The 23699-nt window shown below is 68.7% G+C and carries 22 protein-coding genes and 1 riboswitch; of the genes, 12 read left to right on the forward strand and 10 right to left on the reverse strand.

Going from position 1 to position 23699, the window contains the following annotated elements; translation table 11 throughout:
* Nucleotides 1–27 precede the first annotated feature (27 nt).
* Both ACM9NP_RS13850 and ACM9NP_RS13855 read left to right on the forward strand, forming a co-directional pair.
* Nucleotides 28–900 (forward strand): helix-turn-helix domain-containing protein, encoded by an 873-nt coding sequence (locus tag ACM9NP_RS13850; protein WP_415647084.1) that lies wholly within the window; start codon nt 28–30, stop codon nt 898–900.
* Nucleotides 901–927: 27 nt separating this feature from the next.
* Nucleotides 928–1140: a DUF397 domain-containing protein gene (locus tag ACM9NP_RS13855; RefSeq protein WP_415647085.1), complete on the forward strand. Its 213-nt coding sequence runs from the start codon at nt 928–930 to the stop codon at nt 1138–1140.
* Between the two features lie 163 nt (nt 1141–1303).
* On the opposite strand, the gene ACM9NP_RS13860 is transcribed toward ACM9NP_RS13855, so the two are convergent.
* The gene (locus ACM9NP_RS13860; RefSeq protein WP_415647086.1) at nt 1304–2224 is read right to left on the reverse strand and encodes a proline dehydrogenase family protein; all 921 of its coding nucleotides are present in this window, start codon (nt 2222–2224) and stop codon (nt 1304–1306) included.
* Nucleotides 2225–2556: 332 nt separating this feature from the next.
* Between ACM9NP_RS13860 and ACM9NP_RS13865 the strand changes: the two genes are divergently transcribed.
* Nucleotides 2557–3099, forward strand: a complete 543-nt coding sequence (locus tag ACM9NP_RS13865; RefSeq protein ID WP_415647087.1) for a CGNR zinc finger domain-containing protein — start codon at nt 2557–2559, stop codon at nt 3097–3099.
* A gap of 27 nt (nt 3100–3126) precedes the next feature.
* Here the strand turns inward: ACM9NP_RS13865 and ACM9NP_RS13870 are convergent, their stop codons facing one another.
* On the reverse strand, nt 3127–3906 hold the full coding sequence (locus ACM9NP_RS13870; RefSeq protein ID WP_415647088.1) for a sugar phosphate isomerase/epimerase family protein: 780 nt from the start codon (nt 3904–3906) through the stop codon (nt 3127–3129).
* An 88-nt stretch (nt 3907–3994) separates the two neighbouring features.
* Between ACM9NP_RS13870 and ACM9NP_RS13875 the strand changes: the two genes are divergently transcribed.
* From ACM9NP_RS13875 to ACM9NP_RS13885, 3 genes are all read left to right on the forward strand, one after another.
* The gene (locus ACM9NP_RS13875; RefSeq protein WP_415647089.1) at nt 3995–4795 is read left to right on the forward strand and encodes a hypothetical protein; all 801 of its coding nucleotides are present in this window, start codon (nt 3995–3997) and stop codon (nt 4793–4795) included.
* A gap of 220 nt (nt 4796–5015) precedes the next feature.
* Nucleotides 5016–6035 (forward strand): hydroxyacid dehydrogenase, encoded by a 1020-nt coding sequence (locus ACM9NP_RS13880; RefSeq protein ID WP_415647090.1) that lies wholly within the window; start codon nt 5016–5018, stop codon nt 6033–6035.
* Nucleotides 6036–6252: 217 nt separating this feature from the next.
* Nucleotides 6253–6468, forward strand: a complete 216-nt coding sequence (locus tag ACM9NP_RS13885) for a hypothetical protein (RefSeq protein ID WP_415647091.1) — start codon at nt 6253–6255, stop codon at nt 6466–6468.
* A gap of 62 nt (nt 6469–6530) precedes the next feature.
* Here ACM9NP_RS13885 and ACM9NP_RS13890 read toward each other — a convergent pair whose 3' ends face one another.
* Nucleotides 6531–7085 carry a YbaK/EbsC family protein gene (locus ACM9NP_RS13890; RefSeq protein WP_415647092.1) on the reverse strand — a complete coding sequence of 185 codons (555 nt, stop codon included), beginning with the start codon at nt 7083–7085 and terminating at the stop codon, nt 6531–6533.
* Between the two features lie 327 nt (nt 7086–7412).
* Between ACM9NP_RS13890 and arfB the strand changes: the two genes are divergently transcribed.
* The gene (gene arfB / locus ACM9NP_RS13895; RefSeq protein ID WP_415647093.1) at nt 7413–7835 is read left to right on the forward strand and encodes an alternative ribosome rescue aminoacyl-tRNA hydrolase ArfB; all 423 of its coding nucleotides are present in this window, start codon (nt 7413–7415) and stop codon (nt 7833–7835) included.
* A gap of 1160 nt (nt 7836–8995) precedes the next feature.
* Here the strand turns inward: arfB and ACM9NP_RS13900 are convergent.
* From ACM9NP_RS13900 to ACM9NP_RS13925, 6 genes are all read right to left on the reverse strand, one after another.
* Nucleotides 8996–9607 (reverse strand): dihydrofolate reductase family protein, encoded by a 612-nt coding sequence (locus ACM9NP_RS13900; protein ID WP_415647094.1) that lies wholly within the window; start codon nt 9605–9607, stop codon nt 8996–8998.
* A gap of 115 nt (nt 9608–9722) precedes the next feature.
* Nucleotides 9723–10985, reverse strand: coding sequence for a threonine synthase (thrC, locus tag ACM9NP_RS13905; RefSeq protein ID WP_415647095.1), 1263 nt, complete (start codon nt 10983–10985; stop codon nt 9723–9725).
* Nucleotides 10986–11039: 54 nt separating this feature from the next.
* Nucleotides 11040–11147: riboswitch (SAM riboswitch) on the reverse strand.
* Between the two features lie 62 nt (nt 11148–11209).
* A complete protein-coding gene (locus ACM9NP_RS13910; protein WP_415647096.1) occupies nt 11210–12178 on the reverse strand; it encodes a hypothetical protein in 969 nt (322 codons plus the stop codon).
* Nucleotides 12179–12302: 124 nt separating this feature from the next.
* The gene (locus tag ACM9NP_RS13915) at nt 12303–13115 is read right to left on the reverse strand and encodes a hypothetical protein (protein WP_415647097.1); all 813 of its coding nucleotides are present in this window, start codon (nt 13113–13115) and stop codon (nt 12303–12305) included.
* A 105-nt stretch (nt 13116–13220) separates the two neighbouring features.
* On the reverse strand, nt 13221–14108 hold the full coding sequence (locus ACM9NP_RS13920) for an ABC transporter permease (protein WP_415647098.1): 888 nt from the start codon (nt 14106–14108) through the stop codon (nt 13221–13223).
* A 3-nt stretch (nt 14109–14111) separates the two neighbouring features.
* A complete protein-coding gene (locus ACM9NP_RS13925) occupies nt 14112–16661 on the reverse strand; it encodes an alpha/beta fold hydrolase (RefSeq protein ID WP_415647099.1) in 2550 nt (849 codons plus the stop codon).
* A gap of 429 nt (nt 16662–17090) precedes the next feature.
* Here ACM9NP_RS13925 and ACM9NP_RS13930 point away from each other — a divergent pair, with 429 nt between their 5' ends.
* The 5 genes from ACM9NP_RS13930 (at nt 17091) to ACM9NP_RS13950 (ending at nt 22015) form a co-directional block, all read left to right on the forward strand.
* On the forward strand, nt 17091–17867 hold the full coding sequence (locus tag ACM9NP_RS13930) for an AAA family ATPase (protein ID WP_415647100.1): 777 nt from the start codon (nt 17091–17093) through the stop codon (nt 17865–17867).
* Complete coding sequence (locus ACM9NP_RS13935; protein ID WP_415647101.1) at nt 17867–18094, forward strand: hypothetical protein; 228 nt, start codon at nt 17867–17869, stop codon at nt 18092–18094. Before ACM9NP_RS13930 ends, ACM9NP_RS13935 begins: the two co-directional genes overlap by 1 nt.
* A gap of 520 nt (nt 18095–18614) precedes the next feature.
* A complete protein-coding gene (gene trhA / locus ACM9NP_RS13940; RefSeq protein WP_415647102.1) occupies nt 18615–19268 on the forward strand; it encodes a PAQR family membrane homeostasis protein TrhA in 654 nt (217 codons plus the stop codon).
* 67 nt (nt 19269–19335) lie between these two features.
* Nucleotides 19336–19539: a hypothetical protein gene (locus tag ACM9NP_RS13945; protein ID WP_415647103.1), complete on the forward strand. Its 204-nt coding sequence runs from the start codon at nt 19336–19338 to the stop codon at nt 19537–19539.
* A gap of 277 nt (nt 19540–19816) precedes the next feature.
* The gene (locus ACM9NP_RS13950; protein WP_415647104.1) at nt 19817–22015 is read left to right on the forward strand and encodes an AAA family ATPase; all 2199 of its coding nucleotides are present in this window, start codon (nt 19817–19819) and stop codon (nt 22013–22015) included.
* Nucleotides 22016–22340: 325 nt separating this feature from the next.
* Here ACM9NP_RS13950 and ACM9NP_RS13955 read toward each other — a convergent pair whose 3' ends face one another.
* Nucleotides 22341–23543: a S8 family peptidase gene (locus ACM9NP_RS13955; protein WP_415647105.1), complete on the reverse strand. Its 1203-nt coding sequence runs from the start codon at nt 23541–23543 to the stop codon at nt 22341–22343.
* Nucleotides 23544–23699: the final 156 nt, after the last annotated feature.

Below are 23699 nucleotides of genomic sequence, written 5' to 3' on the forward strand. Positions count from 1 at the left end.
CCGGCAGTTTCGGTCGAAGGAGAACGAATGTCCAATTATGAACAACAAGCGCAGAACAGTCCTTCGCTGCGGCGCCGCCGTCTCGGCGTGACGCTGCGGCGTTACCGCGAGGAGGCGCTCGTGTCCCGGGAGGTCGCGGGACAGACCTTGGATTGTTCAGAGTCGAAGATCTCTCGAATCGAGAACGGCGACGTCCGCGTCAACCAACGCGACCTGTACTCGCTGCTCGACCTGTACGGGATCGAGGACTGCGACGTCCGGGCCGAACTGCGGCAGCTCGCCCGTCAAGGTGGAGAACGCGGCGGCTGGTGGGTCAAGTACAACAACGAGGTCGCGGGCAGTTTCCGCCGTTTCATCGAGTTGGAGACGGTCGCGACCTCCATCAAGCGGGTCGCCGTCACCGCCGTCCCCGGCATCCTGCAGACCCGCGAGTACGCGCGGGCCATCATCGAGGCGACCGCGATCGACCTGACCGGTGACGCGATCGACCGGAAGGTGGAGATGAGGGTGGAGCGGCAGCAGCTGCTGACCCGATCGGAACCCCCCGAGAACCTCGTCGTCATCGACGAGGCGGCGCTGTGTCGGGCCGTCGGCGGTCGGGACATCATGCTCGCCCAACTGCGGTGGTTGCGCGAAGCCGCGGACATGAGGAACGTTCGCATTCAGGTGCTTCCGTTCGCCGCTGGAGCCCATCAGGCGATGCCCGGGTCCTTCGCGATCATGCGTTTCCTGCCTCCCGACCCGGACGTTGTATACAGCGAGGGGTTCGCCGGAGAGGTCACGTTGGACGATCCGCACGATCTCGCGACAGCGACCCTCGTTTTCGATCGCCTGGCGGCGGATGCCCTCAGCCCTGAGCTGAGCGTCGCGCATCTGGACCGGGTGATCGCGCGATTCTGATCATCCAATCCGAAAGAGGGTCCCGTTGTGCATGCCTACAGAAATCGCCAGATCCGTTGGCGCAAAGCGAAAAGGAGCTTTGCCAACAACGAATGCGTCGAGGTCGCGCACCTCAGCGACGCGATCGCGGTTCGGGACTCGACACTGGCGTCCAGGGCGGATGTCGAGGTCCTGAGCGCGCGACCAGCGCACTGGAAGGGCATTGTGGACGCGATCAAGGCGGGCGGCTTCGACCGCTGAACGCACATCCACAGTGGTGGGCATCGGGGTCTCCTCGGCGCCCACCACCGTCGTTTCCGGCGAAACGAACCGGCCGACGCCGTCACCCGGACGGGCGAAACCTCGTCACTCAAGCGGGTGAAAGCCAAACGGCCCTACGGATCCCGACGTAACCCGCGAAAGTTCAGCGCTTTCCGGCGAGCGACCGCAGGAACATTGTCAAGTTCGCGGGCTTCTCGGCGAGCCGCCGCATCAGGTAGCCGTACCACTGGTCGCCGAACGGCACGTACACCCGAACCTGATAGCCGGCCTCGGAGAGCCGCCTCTGCTCCTCCGGGCGGATCCCGTACAGCATCTGGAACTCGAACGAGTCCGGTTCGCGGTCGTACCAACTGGCCCGGTCGAGCCCGATCTCGATGAGTCGCGGGTCGTGGGTCGCCAGCATCGGGTACCCGTCACCGCGCATCAGGGCGTCGATGCAGCGCACATAGGACCGATCGACGTCGAGACGCCGCTGGTACGCGACCGTCTCCGGCTCCGAATAGGCGCCCTTGCACAGGCGGACACGCGAACCCGACGTCGCGAACTCCTTGCAGTCCGCCTCGGTCCGCCGCAGATACGACTGCAACACCGTTCCCGTGCCCGGGTGGTTCCGACGCAGCTCGTTCACCGTGTCCAACGTGATGTCGGTGACGGTGTGGTCCTCCATGTCGACGGTCACCGTCGTGCCCGCGTCGGCCGCCGCGTCACAGATCTCGGCGGCGAGCCGGTTCGACAACTCCTCGTCGAAACGCTGACCCAGCGCCGACAACTTGATGCTGACCTCCGCGGCCGGAGTCAGGCCCTGCTTGTTGAGCGCCTGCAACAACGTCAAATACTCGTCGCGCGTCGCCTCCGCCTGATCGGCGGTCAAGGTGTCCTCCCCGAGGTAGTCGAGGGTCACCTTCAGCCCGTCGTCGACCAACCCACGGGTCGCGCGGAGCGCGTCTTCGGTGGCGGCACCGGCGACATAACGCGCGACGACGTCACGGCTGACCGGCGCGGTCGCCACCAGCCGTTCCATCTTCGACGAGCCGGCGGCGGCCAGGATCAAGGATCGCAGCATGCCAGCGAGCGTATCGCCACAATGGGTTCCGCGCATGAGCAGGCCGCACAATGGTGACGCAGCATGCCGACGGCACAGCGGTGGACCTTCGACACCGTTCCGCCGAGGGTCGCCACCGGACCGCGCCGTCCGGCACCGGCCCTCGGCGGAACGGCCCGTTTCGCGCGCCGTGGCCACGTTCGCCCATCGAGCACGTCGGCCGAATCGCCGACCGCGCGTCCACCTCACATACCGATGTCTCCCCGGTTCGGCCCACCGATCCGAGCGCACGCCTGCTCCGTAAGGAGCTCAGTACTGTACTACTGGTTACCCGGGGCGAAATTGTCTACCGTATGTGGGTGGACTTTGATGCCTACGCGCAAACCGCCGCCGATCTGGCCAACGCGAAGCTGGACGACATGGATGACCTGCGCTCCCTTCTGGGAGACCGCGTCTGGTGGCGGGACCGGGCTACAGAACGTGACCTCGCGACGTTTCGCCGTGCCCAGCGAAAACTACGCGACGTCTTCGTCAAGGGCGCCGAGAAGGACGACGCGAGCGCCGTCGGAATCTTGAACGCGCTTCTCGAACAGTTCCCCGTCCAACCGCGTATCGCCGGACACACCACCAAGAACTGGCACATGCACGTGACGGGCCGCGGAACCTCCGTCGCCGCCGAGTACATCGCGGGCGCGGCCTGGGGCCTGTCCGCCTGGTTGTGCCGTTTCGACGGCGGACGTTTCGGCGTGTGCGCGGACTCCCGGTGCGGCAACGTCTACCTCGACACCTCGTCGAACTGCTGCCGCCGGTTCTGCTCGGAACGCTGCGCGACCCGTTCGCACGTCGCCGCCCACCGCGCCCGCAAGCGCGAGGCCGCCGCGGCCGCCGCAGCCTGACCCGTCACGCGCCGTCGCCACGAGACGTCACAGGTGGCGGCGCGCGAAACGGAGCGATTCGTCGAGGTCGGCCTCGCGAACGGCGCGATGGCCGGCCTTGCGGGTCGACACCTCGACCGCGACGGTGAACTCCAGGTCCGACGCGGCGAGCTTCGCGAGGAGCTCGCCGCACGGCTGCGTCCCCCGTCCGGGAACGGCGTGTTCGTCGTGGCCCGGCCCGCTCCCGTCACCGAGGTGGACGTGGCTGAGCCCCGCCCCCATCCGGTCGGCGAGATCCAACGCGTCGGTGTTGGACGCCGCGCAGTGCGACAGGTCCAATGTGTAGTTGTCGTAGCCGGGGTTCGTCGGATCCCAGTCCGGCGAGTACGGGGCGAAACCGCGCCCCGCCATCTTGATCGGATACATGTTCTCGACGGCGAACCGCAGGCCGGGGAACTGGCCGCGCAACCGGGTGAGCCCCTCCGCGAAGACCCGGGCGTAGCCCCGCTGCCACGCGAACGGCGGATGTATCACCACAGTGGATGCGCCGAGGTGCACGGCCATGTCGGCCGCCCGCCGTAGTCGAACCCATGGGTTCTTGCTCCACACGCGCTGCGTCATCAGCAGACACGGCGCGTGAATTGACCCGATCGACACGCCGTAATGCTCCGACAGCGTGGCGAGGGTCTCCGGATTTTGACTCACGGCGTCGGTCCACACCATGATCTCCAGGCCGTCGTAGCCGAGCTTCGCGGCGAGCTCGAACGCGACCGCCGTGGGTTCGGGGTAGACCGAGGACGTGGATAGCAGCACAGGTGCGGACGCCATCACGCAAGGGTAGCCACCACGTGGGCACCCGTAGTCTGGGAGGCATGACGCAACGCATCATCTTCCGTCGTGCCGCGCGGGGGCGGACATGACCGAGGTCTCCGAGACCCCTCTCGACTTCACTCGCGAGTGGATCGAGTTCGTCGACCCGGACGACGCCGACACGATCGTTCGCGCCGACGTGACCTGGCTGTTGTCCCGCTGGTCGTGCGTGTTCGGCAACGGCTGCCCCGGAATCGACGTCGAGCAACCGGACGACGGCTGCTGCATCCACGGCGCCTTCTACACCGACCGGGACGACGAGAAACGGGTCCGAGCGGCCGTCGCCCGGCTGACCCCGCGGACGTGGCAGCTGCACCGGCGATTCGCCGAGACGGTGGCGACGGACAGCCTCGAGGACGAGGAGGGCGTCGACCATCCCGCCCGGAAGACGGCCGTCGTCGACGGCGCGTGCGTCTTTCACAACCGGGAGGGCTTCGAGGGGGGATCCGGGTGCTCCCTGCACGCGCAGGCGCTCCGCGACGGCGTCCACCCGATGGACTACAAGCCCGAGGTGTGCTGGCAGTTGCCCGTGAAGCGGGACTTCTCGACGATCACCCGCGCGGACGGTTCGACGGCCGAGGTGACGTGGATCGGCGAGTTCGACCGGCGCGCCTGGGGCGCGGGCGGGCATGACTTCGAGTTCTGGTGCACGTCGTCGCCGATGGCGCACACCGGCGCGCAACCGCTGTTCGAGAGCTACGCGCCGGAGTTGATCGGCCTGCTCGGCAAAGCGGCGTACGAGACGCTCGCGGCGTTGTGCCGCCAACGCCTGGCCGCCGGTGTGTTCGCCGAGCATCCCGCGTCGGCGGCGGCACGTCGCCTGCAGTTGCCCATACAACCGGTCTGACGGTGCGGAATCGACGGCGGCTGAAGTGAGCTTCAGCCGCCTTTAGCGTGGCTTCAGCGAGTGGTGGGTAGTCTCCGACCTGGGGAGGAGGCCGGAGGCCCCCGAGACTACCCATTAAGGACTCAATGGCTCGACCAGGCGCGTCGGTTCGCGTCGTCGAGCCCAGGTGAATCCTACCGTCACCCCCGACCCATCCTCGCGCGCGACAGGAGACGCAGAAATGTCCACAACAGAACCCAATGGTCCGACGCGGAAGCCCCGCGGACTCATCCTGATGGACGCCGAGACGCACGCTGCCGTGCTCCCGGAGAGCGAGCGTCGCCGCCTGTCCGCGCTCGCCGACGTCGACACGGCGCTCGCCATCGACGACTTCGACGATCCGCGTGCCGCCGAACCGTTGCGGCGAGCGGAGTTCCTGATCACCGGCTGGGGCACCCCGGTCGTCACCCCCGAAGTGCTCGCCCGCGCGCCCAAACTCGCGTTCATCGCGCACGCGGCCGGCAGCCTCAAACACCATCTCGGCCCACACGTGTGGGACGCGGGCGTAACCGTGTCGACCGCGGCCGACGTCCTCGCGGGATTCGTCGCCGAGTACACGCTCTCGATGATCCACCTGACCATGAAAGGCGTTCTCCGGCAGGCACGGCGGTATCGGCTCGACGGCTGGCCCACCGCCGCAGGCCGGCTCGGTCCCGCCCGGCCCACCATCGGTGTCGTCGGCGCGTCCCGCATCGGCCGGATCGTCCTCAGTGGCCTCGCGGGTTCGGTGCCGACCGTGTTGTACGACCCGTACTGTTCCCCCGACACCGCCGACGCCCTGGGCACCCGTCTCGTGGACCTCGACGAACTCTGCGCGTCCGTCGACGTCCTGTCCGTTCACGCGCCCCAACTCCCCGAGACCCGACACCTCATCGACGGGCGCCTGCTCGGCCTGCTGCGCGACGGCGCCACCGTCATCAACACCGCGCGCGGTTCGATCATCGACACCGACGCGCTCGTCGCCGAATGCGCCTCGGGGCGCCTGGACGCGATCCTGGACGTGACCGACCCCGAACCATTGCCCGCAGGGCATCCGCTGTTCGGTCTGTCGAACGTCATCGTCACGCCCCATGTCGCGGGCGCGCAGGGATACGAGATGGCGGCGCTGGGTGCCTACGCCGTCACCGAGGTCGCGAGGTTCTTCGCCGGTTCCCGGCCATTGGGGCTGATCAGCGCGGACGAGCTACCTACGCAGGCGTAACCCTCCATTTTGTTCGTTTACATGGGAGTGACGAGAACCCTTGTGTCGCAGAATATGTACCATAGTCCGGTTTGGATAATCGCGTACCCGTGTGGAACGGCCGAGGGGCGATGTCAGTAGGCTACGAAACGTAAGTTCGTTCCACAATCGGTTCGCAAAGCTGTAGGAGGGCTTCGTGGCGGCAGGTACGTTTCGGCATCAGCGAGGATTGGCTCGCATGCGCAAGTTCGGGCAGCCGGGCGCGCAACTGACCGAGTCGCGCCTGGTCATGCGAGGCAAGGCGCAGATGCTCATCACCGTCCTCTGTGCGCGTTTCGGCGAGGTGCCGGCCCATGTCCGTAATCGGATTACCGAGTGTGCTGATTCCGAGCGCCTCGACGCCTGGGGCCGTCGCGCCGTCGACGCGCGCGAACTAGACGCGGTCTTCGGCTGAAGCCGTTGACGGACAGCGGACCGCGCGCAACGCGCGGTCCGTCCCCCAACTCCCGCTCTCGATCAGCCGGCGAGGCCGTCGACGACCTCGGTGTCCGGTAGATCGGCGAGCAGGCCGCCGCTCACGAACAGCTTGGCGGCCTTGGTTCCCGCCCCGACGACGAGTTCCGGCGCGGCCGCGACCGCCGCGTCGATGAGGATCGGCCACTCCGTCGGCAGCCCGATCGCGGTGAAACCCTCACTGTCCATGCGCACCCTTTCGACCGCGTCCGCCGGATCGGCGACCGCCGCCTTGTCGACGGCGAGGTGTCGCCGGGCGACCGTGTTGATGTTGACCTTCGTGGTGGCCAACGCGATGCACGCCGCGTACCGGGTGCGAGCGCCGCGTCGTCCGCGAACGATGACGCAGTTGACGGACGCCGCGAGCGGCACCTGGTAGTGCTGGCAGAACTCGGCGACGTCGGACATTCCCGGGTCGATCGCGGCGATGCCGATCGCGTCCGTGTCGGCCGGTTTCATCATCGCGATCGCTTTGGCGACCGGGTCGGCCAAGAGCGTCTGACTGTCCTTCGCCGCTTTCACGGTGAGCGTGCCGTTGATGGTCCACGTGCGTGTCATCCTCAGTTCCTCCCGTGTCATTGAGTCGGTCTCGAGGTGGCCCCTTAAGTGGTTGTGGGCCGGGCGGTGGCCGCCCGTACCGGTGGCTCGTCGCGACGCTGCGGTGGTCACCCCGCCCCGCCACACCCCTGCTGAGACACCGACGGCGACCAAACCGCGTCCGCGCAGAATATCGGCGCCGCTCGGCGTGTTGAGTGGTTTCGTGGATACCTCGGCTGCTATGCGCGGACGAGGCGAAAACGGGAGGCGACAGGTGAGTCGGGCGCCGTACCATGGCGCCGAGGGTGACAGCTGTGAACATATTTCGATGCGCGAAGGAGGTGTGGTGTGTCCGGGAAACTTGAGATCACCGGGACGGTTCGGATCGATGAGGCCAGTCTGCGTTGGCGTTTCTCGCGGTCTTCCGGGCCGGGCGGTCAGGGCGTCAACACGACCGACAGTCGCGTCGAGTTGAGCCTGGCGCTCACCGACATCCTCGGGGTGTCTCCGGAGCGGTTGGAGCTGGCGCGGCAGCGACTCGCGCAGCGGCTCGTCGACGACGTGTTGACGATCGCGGCGTCGCGTTATCGGTCCCAGTTGCGCAATCGTGAGGACGCGAAGGAGCGCCTGGTGGTGTTGCTGCGGGAGGCGCTGAACACCGACGAGAAGAAGCGGCGGCCGACGAAGCCGAGTAGGGGCGCGCGGATGCGGCGGCTGAACGACAAGCGCCATCGGAGCGACCTGAAGAAGTCACGGCGTCTCACCGATTGATGATTCAGTGAATGCGTGGCCCGGTGCTTGATCCATTGAGGATCGAATCGGTCGACTCTTAGTCCACATCGGTGGAACGCGGGAGTGGCGATGGGGGCGTTGGTCGGGAGGCCATCGCTGGCAGGCCCACATGGGGACTGATCGTCGTGGACGGCCGGGGCACGGAGTCAACCGACCGGGGGGACGAAGTGCGAATGGCCTCCCGCACCGACGATTGTGCGTCTGTTTACCTTGGCCGTCAATGGTTCTGGCATGCGCATTTCTGTCGGATACCCGACAGTTGATGGACCGGGAGTCACTCTACGTGATAATCGATCGGGTCGCGTTTAGACACCGGCGCCAGTCCGAAATGTGCGGTAGCCGGGCTAACTCGACTCCACTGTATTTGCTCGATCATCGGTGTGAGCAGGTCGAATGTTCGACCCGCTTGTCGACCCTCGTGTCGCGCTCCTCGCTCGCATCGGCGAGAAACCTACGGCGACGTAGACAATCGACTATGTGACTGTCAGTAATGGCACTGTGGTCTTTAATTGGTCGCGATCCGGGTCGCGCGGTCGCCTGCCCCCATTCGGTGGCGGCGCTGGCCCCGTGGATGCGGCATGGCGAGTCGACGGACTTCACCGGGGCGCGATGTCCGGGGGATCGGTGTGGGCGTTCATTCCGGACGACCAACGTTCTACAGTGGTCATGAAGGGAGTGATCCCGTTCGTTCGTCGGCGGAACCGACGGAATGACCGTCGTCGATGGCGTGGCGATCGTGAACATGCGGTGCCACCGGCCATCGAGGGGGAGCGGGGCCTTCTCCCCGACCACCGTTTCGACGGCACACGGCCCGATCGCGAAGGGGCGGACTTCGACGGCGCAACGGCCCGCCGGATTGACCGGACGACTCCTGGTCGGTGACGAGAGTCGTCACCACCCGGCGGGCCGATACACAAGCTCGTTCCGGGCGAGACCCGTCCGCGCCATGGGCCGTCCGCCATGTGCGATCACGACGAACGAGAGCCCAAGCCGCCTGACTGTCGACCCTGACCGAGCACGCGAAGATCCGCTCCGGCGACGCGGCCCGGCCCGCGGTCTGCGCGACGTCCTCACCCCGTGAACGGTGAAACGGACGCCTTCGACGAACCGCCTTGCGCCACAGCGAATCGGCGGACGGCTCAGGAGCCGGCTTCGCCGTACTCGGGTCGCCCGGTCGGACGGTAGACGTTGATGGAGACGCCGGAATCGGTGACGCGGGAATCGGTGAGCTCGAGCCCGGTGTCGACTCCGCGATCGGCGAAGAGCCGCCTGCCTTCGCCGAGGATGACCGGGAACGTCAGCAACCGGTACTCGTCGATGAGGTCCCGCTCGTGCAGGGAGCGGACCAGTGACGCGCTTCCGTGTATCTGGAGTTCCCCGCCGGGCTGGGACTTCAGGTGCGCGACGGCCGCCGGGATGTCCTCGGACAGGACGGTCGTGCGCTCCCAGGGCGGATCGGTCAACGTGGTCGACGCGACGTACTTCTGTTGGCTGTTCAGTCGGCTCGCGATGGGATCATCCGGATCGGTCACGAGCGGCCAGTAAGCGGCGAAGATGTCATATGTGTTGCGTCCCAACAGGAACGCGTCAGCACGGTTGAACGCGTCGGTTACGTATCGGCCCGTCTCCTCGTCGAAGTGCGGCGCGAGCCAGCCACCCCGGTTGAAATCGTCGCCGCGGTCCTCGTCCGGTCCGCCCGGGCCTTGCATCACGCCATCGACGGTTTGGAACATCGTCATCGCCAGCAGCATTGCCTTCCCCTTTCAGGTAGAGAGGCAAAAGACGCTAACCGCCGCGACGTCCAAGATGGCGTGGACACGCGCGGGCGGCGCCGGGAAGCCGACACTTCCCGGCGCCCAGGGGCGATCAGCCGAGCAGGCCCGCGGCGCGAGCGTCGCGTAGTGACGGCTTGATCTGGTGGGTGGGCCCTCCGCTCACCGCGTCGAGGGTCTTCAAACCCTCACCGGTGTTGAAGATGACGGTCTCGGCTTCGGGGTCGAGACGCCCCTCGTCGAGCAGTTTTCGCAGGCACGCCACGACCACTCCGCCGGCGGTCTCGGCGAAGACCCCCGTCGTCTCCGCGAGCAACGCGATGCCCGCGCGGATCTCGTCGTCGTCGACGTCGGCCATCCAACCGCCGGTCCGCTTCACCGCGTCGATCGCGTACGGACCGGCCGCCGGGTCACCGATGTTGAGGGACTTGGCGATGCCCGTCGGCTTGACCGGGGTGATGACGTCGGTTCCGGCGCGCAGCGCGGTCGCGATCGGGTTGCAGCCGCTGGACTGGGCCCCGTAGACCGCGCACGTCGCGTCGTCGACCAGGCCGATCTCCGCCAGCTCGGCGAAAGCCTTGTCCACCTTGGTCAACAGCTCGCCGGACGCCATCGGAATGACGACCTGCGCGGGCACCCGCCAGCCGAGCTGTTCCGCGACCTCGTAGCCGAGCGTCTTCGACCCCTCCGCGTAGAACGGCCGGACGTTGACGTTGACGAAGGCGGTCGACTCGAACTCGTCGGTCTCGGTGAGCTCACCGCACAACCGGTTCACGTCGTCGTAGGAACCCTCGATCGCGACCAGTCGGCCACCGTAGACGGCGGTGGTGAGGATCTTGCCGGGCTCCAGATCGTGAGGAATGAACACGATCGACGGCTTGCCCGCCCGCGCCGCGTGAGCCGCCACCGAGTTCGCGAGGTTCCCCGTCGACGCGCACGCGTAACGCTCGAAACCGAGCTGCGCCGCCGCCGTCAACGCCACCGACACGACCCGGTCCTTGAACGAATGCGTCGGGTTGGCGCTGTCGTCCTTGACCCACAGCTTCCGCATACCGAGCGCTCGCGCGAGGTTGTCGGCCGAGATCAGGGGTGTCATGCCGGGGTCGAGCGTCACCCTCGTCGCCGGGTCGATGCCCGCGGGCAGGAGCGCGGCATACCGCCACATGTTGTCCGGTCCCGCCTCGATCGATTCGCGGGTGACGCGGGCGAGCGCGTCGGCGTCGTAATCGACTTCGAGGGGGCCGAAACACTGCCAGCACGCGTGTTGCGCGACGAGTGGGTAGGTCGCCTGGCAGTTACGGCAGATCAGTCCGATCGCGGGACCGTCGGCGAACGGGGTTGTGGCCTGTGTGGACACGTCGCGTGCTCCTCTTCGTAGAAGGAGGGCATAGCCCCCTCGAAGGGAAGCGCTGCCTCATCTTCCCGGTGTGACACCGGACGGAATTAGCACCTGCCCCGCCGAGACGGAGTGGTTGCCGCAGCGTCATCGGGCCGGACCCTCGACTGCTCTGGATGAAGTACGCGATCGATCCTACGCGGGTCGCGGTGGCCTCGCACCGTGGTGACGGCCACACTCCCGCATTAGGTCCACAGCAGTGCGGCGGCGATGTCCCACGCTCGGTTGTCGAGGTATTCGTCGGCCTTCTCCTCGCTGACCTGGTCGGTCGCGGTGCAGATGGTCAGGACCACGAAGTGGGATCCGCTGTTGGTGCGCCACTTGCCGTACGAGTAGTCGGAGAGGGAGCTTTCGGACTGGAGGGCGAAGTCCCCGTCGACGATGGCCTTGTCCTTGGCGACCTGCGTCGCGGTCGTCTCGTCGGGCATCGACAGCACGAGCGTCGTCAGGTACAGCTGGTCGTCCTCGGCGCGGTGGGTCACCTCGAAGGCGTATTCGCAGCCGAGCGCGGTCAGCGCCCCCTCGGTCTCGACGGCCGAGCAGTCCTCGTAGTCCCAACCGTTCTGGTAGGTCGCGGACAGTTCGACGCCGTCGTAGGCGAAGTCCCAGTCGTGGGCGTACTCGGTGTAGCTGAGGCGGTCCCCGCTGGGCGCTTCGTCGGTGGGGGTGACGTCCTCGGTCGGCGACGGCTGTTGCTCGGTGACCGTCGGCGCGGGGTCCGTCGGGTCCGCCGAGGGCTCCTTCGGCTTGTCCATGGACACGACGATGACGATCGCGAGTCCGATCAGGACGGCCGCGCCGACGGCGATCCCGGCTATGAGCGGCCCCTTCGACGGCGTCGGGGGCGGGGGCAGTTGCTGTGGAACACCCTGCGGGGGAAGTGGCGGGCCCTGCGGTCCGGGGCTCATCGGCACCCCGGACATGGGCTGTGGCGTGTACGGGGCGGAGCCCTGCGGGGGCCCGTAGGTCGGGCTCTGTTGCGCGTAGGGGTCGTTCTGCGGCTGGTCGAAGGTGTATTCGATGCCGGAGGTGCCCCGGTCGTCGTGCTGGTCGTACGGATTCGGTTGGCCCGAGGGGCCTCCGGCATTCCAACCAGTGGGGTCGTTGCCGCCCGGCGGGGGTGTGTCCGGGTAGCCACCCGCTGGGTACGTCATGGGGCCTCCTCATGGACCGCGTGGCGCGGTCGCTTCCGTGTTGTTCACCGCGAGTGTGCACGACGGACGCAAGCTCGCGGCGCACGGCCGACGGGACTCCACAAAGGTTTGAACGGGATTCGCGTCACCACACGAGAGTGAAGGCGTGGTCTCCGTGAAAGGCCGACAGTGTGCGTTGAGCCTGTTCAAGGGCGGCGTCGTCACCGACCTTGATGGCTCCGATGGTGATGACGACGAAGCTACCCGTCGCCTCCGAGATGCCGTAGACCTCCACATCGGTCTCGTAGAAACCGGAGTCGGGCGCGAACCGGTAGCTGGAGAAGTCGATCTCGGCGCCCTGTCGAGCCGCGGCCGTCGTCGGGTACGCGAGGATCAACTGCGCGATCCCCATGTCGCCGTCCTGGGTGCGATACGCCGTCTCGATGCCCCACTCGCAGCCCGCCTCGGCGATCGCCTCCGCGCTGGAGACGATGCCGATCTCGCAACAGTCCACGTGGTCCCAGACCCCGAGTCTGTCCGCTTTGGACGCGTCCGGGTCGAGGGTCGACTCCCACGGGTCGTACTCGTAGAACTCCTCCGCCGGGATCGGCTTCTCGGCGGGCTTCTCCGGCGGGACGCACTCCGGTCCGTTCTGGGCGGCCCCCGGGCCCGTCGACGGGTCGTCACCGCCGATGAGGACGACGGCGGCGATGATGCCGATGACGACGGTGACGCCGAATCCGGCCAGCGTGAGCCAGGCCGTCCTGTTCAGCTTCGGCTTGCGCGGCGGGGGAGCGGGCGGACCGATCGGCGGGGGCGCGGAGACGACGGGCGGACGTGGCGGTGCCGTCGGCGGTTGCCAGGAGGGAGGCGGGGCGAACATGTCGGGTGCACCGGTCGGGTGCTCGCCGAGCCCCTCCGGGCGGGACGGGTCGTCGTGGCCTGGCGCCTCTGTCACGTGCTCCTACCTCGCCTGGGTCGTCCGATAGCGCGATCGTTGTCGATACTGCCAGGCGGAGGCCACCCGTGTGCCGTCAGCGCCGGGGCTCACCGTCGTCCCCGGTCAGGACGTGATGTCCTTGCGGTTGAATCGCCAGAACGCGACGGCGATGAAAACCGCCGCGTAGGCGAAGGACGTGACGGTGCCGCGCACCATGTCGTCGAACTGCGCGGGCGACGACAACAGCCCCAGCCACGATTGCGCGTAGCGCGTCGGCAGCACGTCGCGGAGATCCCCGAGCGCGGTCACCGCGTTGAGGATGTTCGAGACGATGTGCAGCATGACGGCGCCGCCGACGGCGGCCAGCGGCGCGTCCGTCAGCACCGACAGCAGGAACGCCAGGCCGGCGACGACGACGAGCGTGATCGCGAGATATCCCGCGACGCCGAGCACCCGCCACACCGCCTCCGACGCGGCGAGTTCCCCGCCGAGCGGGGCGCGCAGCGGCTCCCAGCCGTAGGCGAGGGTGCCGACGAGCAGCAGCGATCCGGTGAGGATCAGCATCGACAACGCCGAGAACGTCAGACCGACGGCGAGCTTCACCGCGAGTAGTCGACCTCGCGGCACGGGCACGGCCAGCAGGTAGCGAAGGCTTCCCCAACCGGCCTCGCTGGCGACCGTGTCCCCGCAGAACAGCGCGACGACGACGATGATGAGGAAACTCGACGAGACGAGCAGCCCGAACAACGTGAAGTTCGCGGCGCCGAGCGTGGCGAAGTCGGCGAGGGCGAAGGCGTTGCCGCTGTCGTCGTCGCGCCCGTTGTCCCCGGCTCCGACGCTGAACGCTATGTACAGCACGACCGGGAGCAGCGCCAACAGGATCAGCGTCCACTGGGTGCGTCGCCGGGTGAGCTGGCGTCGGAACTCGGTGCCGTATCGGAATGTCGCGTGCGCCCGATAACCGCGGGCGGAGCCGTCCTCGGCGACGCGCTCCGTCGTGATCGTGTCCATTGTCTACTCCACGAGTTCCAGGAAGGCGTCTTCGAGTCGTTGGCCGGAGCCGCCGCCGATGACGTCGGCGACCTTTCCGGCGCCGACCACCCGGCCCCGGCTCATCACGACGACGTGCGTGCAGGTCTGTTCGACCTCGGCGAGCAGGTGCGACGACACGAGCACGGCGCGCCCCTCCGAGGCGTAGTCGTGCAGGACGCGCCGCATCGCGGCGATCTGCGGCGGGTCGAGGCCGTCCGTCGGCTCGTCGAGGACCAACAGCTCCGGCAGGCCGAGCATCGCCTGAGCTATCGCGATGCGCTGCTTCATGCCGTGCGAGTACTTGCGGACCTTGCGGTGGATGCGCTCGCCGAGGTCGGCGATCTCGACGACCCGGTCGAAGTGCGCGTCGGCCTCGGGGCGCCCGGTGGAGCGCCAGTACAGCCGGAGATTGTCCATACCGGACAGGTGTGGCAGGAGGCCGGGGCCCTCGACCAGGGCGCCCAGGCGCGACAGGACCGGCGCGCCGGGGGTGACGCGATGCCCGAACACGCGAATCTCGCCATCGGTCGGCTGCAACAGTCCCATGAGGACGCGCAGTGACGTCGTCTTACCGGCGCCGTTCGGTCCGAGCAGGCCGACGACCTGACCGCGCTCGACCGAGTAGTCGACGCCGTCGACGGCGACAAAGCCGTCGGCGTAGACCTTGCGGAGGCCGCTGACGACGAGGGGCGTGTCGACGTGTTCGGCGGCGACGGTGCGATCGCGACGGCGATGCCGGATTCGCGCGATCACCCACGCGGTCAACGCGATCAGCGGCAGTCCGACGGCGAGCACGACGAGCGCGACGAACCACGCGGCGTCGGTCGACGGCAGCGGCGCCCCGACCGTCGTCGGCAGCGTCAGCTCGCCCGATACGTCCACCATGTACTGGACGGGTTCGGTCGGACCGGCGAAGGACTGATCCGCCGTCGCGACGACGACGCGCAGGGTGTGACCGGCCTCGACCCGGTGCACGATCCCGGGGAGCGTCAACTCGACCGGGTCCGCCTCCCCGAGGTCGGTCGGCAGGCCCGTGAGCCGGACGGGCGCGATGAGCCCGGCGGGCAGGGTCGTCGTGCCGGACGGGTCGACGTCGTACAACTTGAGGAACAACACCGCCTCGCCGTTCGGCGACGCCGCGCGAACGGAAACCGTAGGCGTGCCGACGATATCCGTCTGGTCGGCCAGCGGCTCGGTCTCGAAGACCGCGAACTGGCCGGGGATGTCCTGTGTGAACCGACTGCTCGCCAGCGAGGACAGCGCGCCGAGCGCGGGGACCGAGGAGATCGCGGCGGGGGTGCCGCCGGGCGGGCTCGCGATCGTCTGCGGTCCAGTCGACAGCGGGAGGTTCACGGGGTCTTCGGAGCCGCCCAGACCTGGGTACCGGGGTGCGGACAGGCCGATCGTCGCGAGGTCCGCGCGGCTGGAGTTCACTCCGCCGATGCGCGTGAACGAGAAGGAGTCGTCGGGCGCGGTTCCGGTGTCCCGGAGGTAGTGGTCGAGCCATTCCACGCTCAGTCCGTCGACCCGGTCGAGGTCCGAGGGCGTTCCGGTCGCGTCGTGGCCGCCGCCGAACCAGGCGACCCGGACGGGCGCGCCGGTGATGCCGGCGGCGTTGGCGTCGGCCTGATCCAGGCCGAACAACGTGTCCGCCTGGCCCTGCACGAGCAGCGTCGGGGCGGTGATCCGGTCGAGGATCGACGACGGGCTCGACTTGTCGAGGAGGGTCCTCGTCGCGTCGTCGAGGCGACCCGTCGAGGCGATCCGGCCGTACGCCTCGCACACCTCGGGAGCCCAGCGGCCGCACGCCGGGTCGAGCCCCGGCATCGGTTGTCCGGGCGGGCCACCGGCGAGGCCGGTCGCGTAGAAGATGCCGGCCCACGCGCGTTTGAAGACGCCGCCGGGGGCGGACTCGTCCGGGTCGGTCGACGGCTCGCCGGAAGGAGGCACCTCGTCGGATGTCTTGGCGGCGTTCGGGAACAGCGCGTCGGCCAGGTTGTTCCACGTGATGGAGGAGACCACCGCGTCGACCCGGTCGTCGTAACCGGCGAGCAGGAGTGACAGGGCGCCCCCGTACGAGCCGCCGACCGCCGCCACCCTCGGATCGCCGTCCCCATCGGACAGGACCTCGTCGCGTTCGGCGAGGTGGTCGAGCAGCGCCGACGCGTCGGCGACCTCGTATTCGGGGGCGTTCAGGTGAATGGTCCCGGTCGAGGCCCCGAAACCGCGAGCGGTGTACGTCAGGACGACGAATCCGGCCGCCGCGAGCTTCTCCGCCTGCTCGGTGACGGTGTCCTTCGTGCCGCCGAAACCGTGCGACAGCAGGACGGCGGGTGCCGGTGTGACGTCGGGGATGTAGAGCCGCGCGTCGAGATCGGCGGGCTCCGGGCCACCCGTGCCGATCGTGTAGTCCTCAGTGGTGTGCGGGGGCGGCTCCGAGGACCACCACCAGATTCCCGCCGCAGCCACGACCGCGGCGATCACGGCGACCGTCGTCGCCGACCGCCATCGGCGGCGGAGCCATGTACGCATGCGGAAACGGTACGCCCCGGGTCCCGCCGCGCCCGGACGCGACTCAGGCGCGTCTCAGGCTCGGCGCGGAAGCACCCGGCCGCGAACGTCCGAGACCACAGTGGCCGGTCGCCGTCTCGGGTTCGCGGGATGGCCGGTGACGGCTCGTCACGTCATTCGGCCACACCGGATTCCGTTGCGGGACGGGAGGATCGGGCTCGGGACCTCGGGACGGTGTTCGGGCGTTGCGGTACTCCCGGCCCCGCTTGACCGGTCGAGCGTTCCGAAACGGCTCGACCGACGTCCCCTCGGTGCTCGCCGGGTCGAAGCGTCGCCGTAGTGGATGGCCCAGGTGGGCTCGCGTTGGCCCCACACTCTCCGACGGCATGTCGACCGCGCGGACTCGACGCACGCCGCGCGTGTTCCCCGTGGTCGGAATAGGGTGGCGTCATGACGCGGGTGTTGCTGACCGGGCTCTCCGGCACGGGAAAGTCGACGGTGATCGCCGCGCTCGCGAAACGCGGGTACCAGGCCGTCGACACCGACGAGGACGGTTGGTGCGGCCCCGCCGACGGCACGCCCCCGCCGACGCCGTTCGCGGAGCCGGGCTGGATCTGGCGGCCGGACCGGATGCGGGACCTGCTGTCCGGTGCGCGCGAGTCGACGCTGTTCGTCTCCGGCTGCGTCGAGAACCAGGGCGACTTCTACGAATACTTCGATCACGTCGTGCTGCTCAGCGCGCCGGAGTCGCTGTTGCGAAGACGGCTCGCCACCCGCACCACGAACGGCTACGGCAAACGACCCGAGGAACTCGCCGAGATCCTGGAGCAACTCCGCACGGTCGAGCCGCTGTTGCGCGCCGGGGCGTCGATGGAGGTCGATACGAGCGTTCCCCTCGACGAGGTCGTCGCGTCGCTCCTGACGCTTGTCGGAGACCGTTTCGAGCGGGGGTTATCCCCTCCGTACCCGCCCACCACGCCGGGGATCCCGCCGTCGGTCTGTCAGGAGACTTGGGGACCAACGCCAAGAGCGGCCGCAAGGTTCTCGAGGATGCCGACCAACTCCGGAACAGGGATCTCTGCCAGGAAGACCTCGCCAGCGTGCTCGGGCTTCCTGCGCAGATGTTCTATCCGCCAAAATTGCAGTGTGATCATCAACCGGTCACCGTCGCGAAACAGGTGGACGGTTGCGTTGTCGGTCGTCGGCCCCCAGTCCAGGACCCGGTGATGTCTGCGGAACTCGTACTCGGCCTCGGTCTCGTGGTCCTCTCCGGCAGACAGCATGAGGCGCCGGTGCGCAGCCTTCGGGGACAAGCCGAAGGGCAGACAAAGGCCTGCTCCGGTGCGCAACCGGGCAACTGTGTCCAGCACGTCGGGGCGGAACTGTCGGACGAATGCCATGTTGTCGTCGCAAGTCAGCCACTCCCCGGCGATCCACAGATCTACGCGCCGTAGCGCGTGGTCCCACTCGCCGACTTCGGCGGCAAACCTCTGTCGATCTCCAAGAACTATGGTCACGCCAGGAAGGTCGCAGGTTCAGCCTTCGCACGCAAGCGAGTTCGGGAGCACCATCGAGCCGCTGTTGCGCGCCGGGGCGTCGATGGAGGTCGATACGAGCGTTCCCCTCGACGAGGTCGTCGCGTCGCTCCTGACGCTTGTCGGAGACCGTTTCGAGCGGGGGTTATCCCCACTTCTTCGCTCCTGGGCGGAGGCCTACGTCACACTTTACGGAGCAGTAACCTACGACGGCGTAACTTGGGGGCTGCCTCGCCATCCGGCAACTCGGCGGCGGCATCGCCACGTTCATGGCCGCCCCGCGTCGGCGGTCCAGCGGCCGTCGGCGGCGCCGTCGAAGCTCACGCGTACAAGCGAATTCGTATGCGAAGCCCCCCGTTCCGCCTGATGACGCACTCGCCTTGCGCGTCGTGACGTCACCGGGGCAACCTCTAGTGACAGTTCAAGAGACGAGGACGTCATGAGCACCATCACCGCCCCGGCGAAGCCGCGCCTGCGCGGCGCCCTGCACGCCATAGTGTTCCCGTTCGTCGTGATCGCGGGCATCGTGCTCACCGTCGCCGCCCCCACCACCCAGAGCACCGTCGCCTGCGCCGTCTTCACCGTCACATCGGCGCTGCTGTTCGGCACGAGCGGGTACTACCACCGTGGAACGCACTCGCCGCGCGTCGAGGAGGTCCTGCGCCGCCTCGACCACGCGAACATCTACCTCATCATCGCGGGCACCTACACGCCGTTCGCGCTCATCGCCCTGTCCGGCACCGCCTCCCTGACCGTCATGCTCGTCATCTGGATCGGCGCCGTCTCCGGGGTCGTATTTCGGACACTGTGGATGGGCGCGCCCCGATGGCTGTACACCGGTCTGTACATCGCGCTCGGCTGGGTCGCCGTCTTCTTCATCCCGCAGTTCCTCGCAGGCGTCGGCGTTCTCGCCGTCGTCCTGATCGTGGCCGGCGGCCTGTGCTACAGCGTGGGCGGCGTCGTCTATGGACTCAAGCGCCCCAACCCGTGGCCGGACTGGTTCGGCTTCCACGAGATCTTCCACACCCTCACCGTCGTCGCGTGGATCTGTCACTTCAGCGCCGTCGCGCTCGTCATCGCCGCCGCGTCCTGAGATCGGAGCGTGACGTGCCGACGACGGTGGCTTGCCGCGAAACGCCGATGGCCATTATGGTTAGCCGATGACGTGGACCTGGCATTTCGAAGACGCAGAAGGCAACCCGGTCGTCGGCCCCGAATCCGACGGTCACGGCAACCAGGGCGACGCCGAGTCGTGGCTGGGCGAGGTCTGGCGTGAACTCGCCGAGGCCGGTGCCGTGACGGCGACCCTCAAAGAGGACGACCGCACCGAGTACCAGATGAGCCTCGCCTCCCCGGAATCCTGATCACCACGACGCGCGGGCCGATCGAGTCGGATCGGTCCGCGCGTTCGTGCCCGGAGCCGCCCCCGAACGTCGGTCGTTGCCGCGCCGGGCGATCCAGCGTCAACGAAGACCACGCTCTTCGCGAGCGACTCCCCAGGGGTGACGGTCTCCCGGGTCGGTCGCGGCGGTGACCTCGGTCGCGACAGTCGAGGAAGGGCCACCCGATCCGCCCAGAGAGCCTCCATTGAGGATCAGGTGGTTCGTGGCGGGGGCGCGTCACGGCGATACTCTTGCCGACGTGGATAACCGCCCGTCACTGCGTCTCGCCATCAGTCTTCGCCCCGCCGCCCTCGACGCCCGGCGCGGAATCGTCCGCCTGCACCCGGAGGTCCTCGCGGCGCTCGGCCTACAACAGGGCGACCCGGTACGACTGCGCGGCAACCGGGAGAGCACGGGCATCGCCCTGGCCGCCGAGGCGGGAGCGGGGCGCGGCGCCGTCCACGCCGACGACCTCATGCTCGGCAACCTCGGCGCGCGCGACGGGGACGTCGTCGACGTCGAACCGGTCGCGCTGTCGGCCGCCCGGCACGTCGTCGTCGCGGGGCCGCCCGAGATCGTGGCCGCCGTGTCGACGGAGACCCTGCGCCTCGCCCTGATGTCCAAAGTGGTTTCAACCGGGGACGACGTGTCCCTCCTTCCGCTCGACATCGGTGGAGCCGAACGGGACGCGATACGGGCCGCCCGGCGCTCCCTCTCGAACACGGTCGGCCTTGGTTGGACGACGGTCGTCCTCACGATCGCCGACGCCGACCCGCACGACGCGATCATGATCACCACCGACACCCGCGTGACGTGGGCGAACACCGGCACCCGGGCGGACCGTCCCGCCGAGGTGGTCCGGCCGTCGCTCGTACCCGCGCCGCCCCCCGTCGACAGCCCGCCCGTCATCCCGCTCGACATCTTCGCCGGACCCCGCGCCCAGGCCGAGGAATTGCGCGAGTTGCTGGACCTCGGCTTCCACCACCGCGATGTCCTGTCCACCATCGGAACCGCGATGACGCTCGGCATCCTGCTGACGGGACCGGCGGGCACCGGTAAGTCCACGATGGCTCGAACCGTCGCGGCGGCGGTCGACAGCACCCTCCACCACGTCCACGGCCCCGACGTCGCGGCGCTGGCCGCCAACGACGGCGCCGCCGTCCTGTCCCGCGCCGTCGCCGCGCTGCGCGGCGGCGACACCCTGCTCGTCACCGGCGTCGAGGAACTGGCCCCCAAGGAGACGACGACGCCTGTGTCGACGGTGTTCCGCAGGCTGATGCGCACCGCGCTCGGCGACGGCAACGCCGTCATCTGCACCACGGCCGATCCACAGGCCGTATCGCCGAACCTGCGTCAACCCGGCCTTCTCGAACACGAGATCGGCGTGCCGATGCCGGACGTCGCGGCTCGGCGAGCGCTGCTGGCGGCGTTCACCGCGGAAATGCCGCTGACGGCGGAGGTCCGCCTCGACGACCTCGCCGCCCGCTCGCCCGGTTACGTCGCCGCCGATCTGGTGACGCTCGTGCGGGAGGCGGCCGTCCGCGCCGCCATGCGTGCCAAGGACGGCGGATCACCGGAGGTCGGCGCCGAGGACTTCGCCTCCGCGCTCACCACGGTTCGACCGTCCAGCATGGCCGATTCGTCCTTGGAACTCGCACCGATCACGCTCGACGACGTCGGCGGCATGGAGGAGGTCAAGCAGACCCTCACCGAATCAGTGTTGTGGCCGTTGACCTACCCCGACACCTTCACTCGGCTCGGCATCGAGGCCCCGCGCGGCGTCCTGCTCTACGGCCCGCCGGGCTGCGGCAAGACCTTCCTCGTCAAGGCCATCGCGGGCACCGGTAAGTCCAATGTGCTCTCAGTGAAGGGCGCTGAGCTGCTGACGAAATGGGTCGGCGAGAGCGAGGCCGCCGTCCGCGACCTGTTCCGTCGCGCGCGGCAGGCCGCCCCGACGCTCATCTTCTTCGACGAGCTCGACGCCCTCGCGCCCGTGCGCGGCGGCTCCACCGACGGCGGCACCGCCGATCGGGTCGTCGCCGCGCTGCTCACGGAACTCGACGGCGTCGAGTCGCTGCGCAATGTCGTCGTCATCGGGGCCACGAACCGGCCCGACATGATCGACCCGGCCCTGTTGCGGCCCGGGCGACTCGAACGGCTCGTCTACGTTCCTCCTCCGGACGGGGACGGTCGTGCCGCGATCCTGCGCTCCGCGGCGAAGGGCGTCCCGCTCGCGGACGACGTCGACCTCGACGCCCTCGGAGCAGAGCTCGATCACTTCTCTGCGGCCGATTGCGCGGCGCTCATCAGGGAGGCGGCCCTGTCGGCGATGCGCGAATCGGTCGACGCCGCCAGCGTCACCGCCGCGCATGTCGCGGACGCGCGGACCCGCGTGCGGCCGTCGCTGAATCCGGTGCAGCTGGCGGAATTGGCCGCGTACGCCGACCGCCGCGCCTGATCGATCCGTCCATTATCGACTTGACGATCGGGCGCGATCGGTCTGGACGGTGACGGCCGTCGACTCCCTGGCCGTCCTTCCGTGGACGTCTGTTCCGACGGTGATGGTCGTCTTCGACGGGACTCGGTCATTCCGTGATCACGCTGTGGACGTGCGCTCGGAATGCCAAGGGCGGCCCCATTTCCAGGGCCGCCCGAGTGGCTGGGAGCCTCGGGGCCGTTCGGGGCCGTTCGGGGCCGTTCGGGGCCGTTCGAGGTCGGCGGCCGGGGCGGCGACGGGTGACGCATGTGGGCGTCCGCGACCGCCCCGCCGATCGTCGGAGCCGCTAGTTCAGGAATCCCATGTAGAGGCGCGGAACGGTCGGCCCGGCCGCGGGGACGGCGTTGGTGACGAGCGCGCCCATCGCGGTGGCGGCGCTGGCGCCGGGGAACTCGCCGAGGTACAGCGCGAGGGCTCCCGCCGCGTGGGCGCTGGCCGTCGAGCCCCCACTGAGCGTCTGGACGGCGGTGTCGCTCGTGTGCCACGTCGACGTGATGCCGGTGCCGGGGGCCCAGATGTCAATGCAGGGGCCGTAGTTGCCGAAGCTCGCCGGCCGATCGGTGGCGGTGTCGACGACGCCGATAGTGAACGCCTCGGGGACACGGGCGGGGCTGAAGCCGCACGCGTCCGAGGACGAGGACCCGGCGGGGACGACGACGGCGACGCCCGCGTTGAACGCGGCCACGACGGCGGCGTCGATCACGGTATTGGGTCCGCCGCCGACCGCCAACAGCGCGACGCCGCGCCCGTTCGCGTCGTCGACAGCCCAGTCGAGGCCGGCGATCACTCCGGAGAAGGTGCCGCTTCCCGCGCAGCCGAGGACGCGGACCGAGACGATCCTGGCCGATTTCGCGACGCCGTGGTCGGTGCCCGCGACGGTTCCGGCGAGGTGGGTGCCGTGGCCGTTGCAGTCGGAGGCGTCCGCGTCGTTGTCGACGAAGTCCCAGCCGTGGGAGGCGCGCGAGCTGCCGGGAACACCGAGGACGCTGAAGTCGCTGTGGCTCGTCCGAACTCCGGTGTCGATGACGTGGACGGTCGTGTTCTGGCCGGCGCTGTCGGGGTAGGCGTACTGGCCGTCGAGACCGTGGCCGAGCTCGTCGATGCGGTCGAGGCCGGGGCTGGGCGGGTTGGGCTGGACCGCCTCGATGCCGACCGTCGCGTCCGCGTACACGGCCGCCACGGCCGGGTCGGCGGCGAGGGCCCGGGCGTCCTCGGGGTCCATTGTGGCGGCGAATCCGCGCAGTCCGGCGTCATAGGTGTGGGTGACGGTGCCGTCGTAGTCGGCGGCGAGCGCTCGGACGGTGGTCGCGTCCACGGACGCGTCGGCGAGTTCCACTATGTAACGACCTGTGAGGGCGTTCGGGTCGTCGGTCCCGAGGATCGTTCCGAGTTCCGGGCCGGCCGTCGCGGTGCCGGGCGCGATCGCGGCGACGAGGAGGACGCTCGCGGCCACCACGCCGAGACGGCGGTGGCGGTCTGTCGATTGCATGACATTCTCCTTATGGGGCAAGGGATCACCACAATGGTGATATTGAATACCATGAATCTATGCTGCGGGCGTCGCGTCGCGCTACCCCTCCGAGACGGATAGTCGCGGAATGGCCTCCGACCGAGCCGACGGGCACCCCGTCCGCCCCGTCCGCCC

Source organism: Stackebrandtia soli (genome assembly GCF_965137155.1).
Classification (GTDB): domain Bacteria; phylum Actinomycetota; class Actinomycetes; order Mycobacteriales; family Micromonosporaceae; genus Stackebrandtia; species Stackebrandtia soli.

Bases quoted from the DNA above. Each gene is read 5' to 3' on its own strand.
- ACM9NP_RS13850 (WP_415647084.1), top strand. From the start codon at position 28: ATGTCCAATTATGAACAACAAGCGCAGAACAGTCCTTCGCTGCGGCGC.
- ACM9NP_RS13860 (WP_415647086.1), bottom strand. From the start codon at position 2,224: ATGCTGCGATCCTTGATCCTGGCCGCCGCCGGCTCGTCGAAGATGGAA.
- ACM9NP_RS13865 (WP_415647087.1), top strand. From the start codon at position 2,557: ATGTGGGTGGACTTTGATGCCTACGCGCAAACCGCCGCCGATCTGGCC.
- ACM9NP_RS13870 (WP_415647088.1), bottom strand. From the start codon at position 3,906: ATGGCGTCCGCACCTGTGCTGCTATCCACGTCCTCGGTCTACCCCGAA.
- ACM9NP_RS13875 (WP_415647089.1), top strand. From the start codon at position 3,995: ATGACCGAGGTCTCCGAGACCCCTCTCGACTTCACTCGCGAGTGGATC.
- ACM9NP_RS13880 (WP_415647090.1), top strand. From the start codon at position 5,016: ATGTCCACAACAGAACCCAATGGTCCGACGCGGAAGCCCCGCGGACTC.
- ACM9NP_RS13885 (WP_415647091.1), top strand. From the start codon at position 6,253: ATGCGCAAGTTCGGGCAGCCGGGCGCGCAACTGACCGAGTCGCGCCTG.
- ACM9NP_RS13890 (WP_415647092.1), bottom strand. From the start codon at position 7,085: ATGACACGCACGTGGACCATCAACGGCACGCTCACCGTGAAAGCGGCG.
- ACM9NP_RS13900 (WP_415647094.1), bottom strand. From the start codon at position 9,607: ATGCTGCTGGCGATGACGATGTTCCAAACCGTCGATGGCGTGATGCAA.
- ACM9NP_RS13910 (WP_415647096.1), bottom strand. From the start codon at position 12,178: ATGACGTACCCAGCGGGTGGCTACCCGGACACACCCCCGCCGGGCGGC.
- ACM9NP_RS13920 (WP_415647098.1), bottom strand. From the start codon at position 14,108: ATGGACACGATCACGACGGAGCGCGTCGCCGAGGACGGCTCCGCCCGC.
- ACM9NP_RS13925 (WP_415647099.1), bottom strand. From the start codon at position 16,661: ATGCGTACATGGCTCCGCCGCCGATGGCGGTCGGCGACGACGGTCGCC.
- ACM9NP_RS13930 (WP_415647100.1), top strand. From the start codon at position 17,091: ATGACGCGGGTGTTGCTGACCGGGCTCTCCGGCACGGGAAAGTCGACG.
- ACM9NP_RS13935 (WP_415647101.1), top strand. From the start codon at position 17,867: ATGTCTGCGGAACTCGTACTCGGCCTCGGTCTCGTGGTCCTCTCCGGC.
- trhA (WP_415647102.1), top strand. From the start codon at position 18,615: ATGAGCACCATCACCGCCCCGGCGAAGCCGCGCCTGCGCGGCGCCCTG.
- ACM9NP_RS13945 (WP_415647103.1), top strand. From the start codon at position 19,336: ATGACGTGGACCTGGCATTTCGAAGACGCAGAAGGCAACCCGGTCGTC.
- ACM9NP_RS13955 (WP_415647105.1), bottom strand. From the start codon at position 23,543: ATGCAATCGACAGACCGCCACCGCCGTCTCGGCGTGGTGGCCGCGAGC.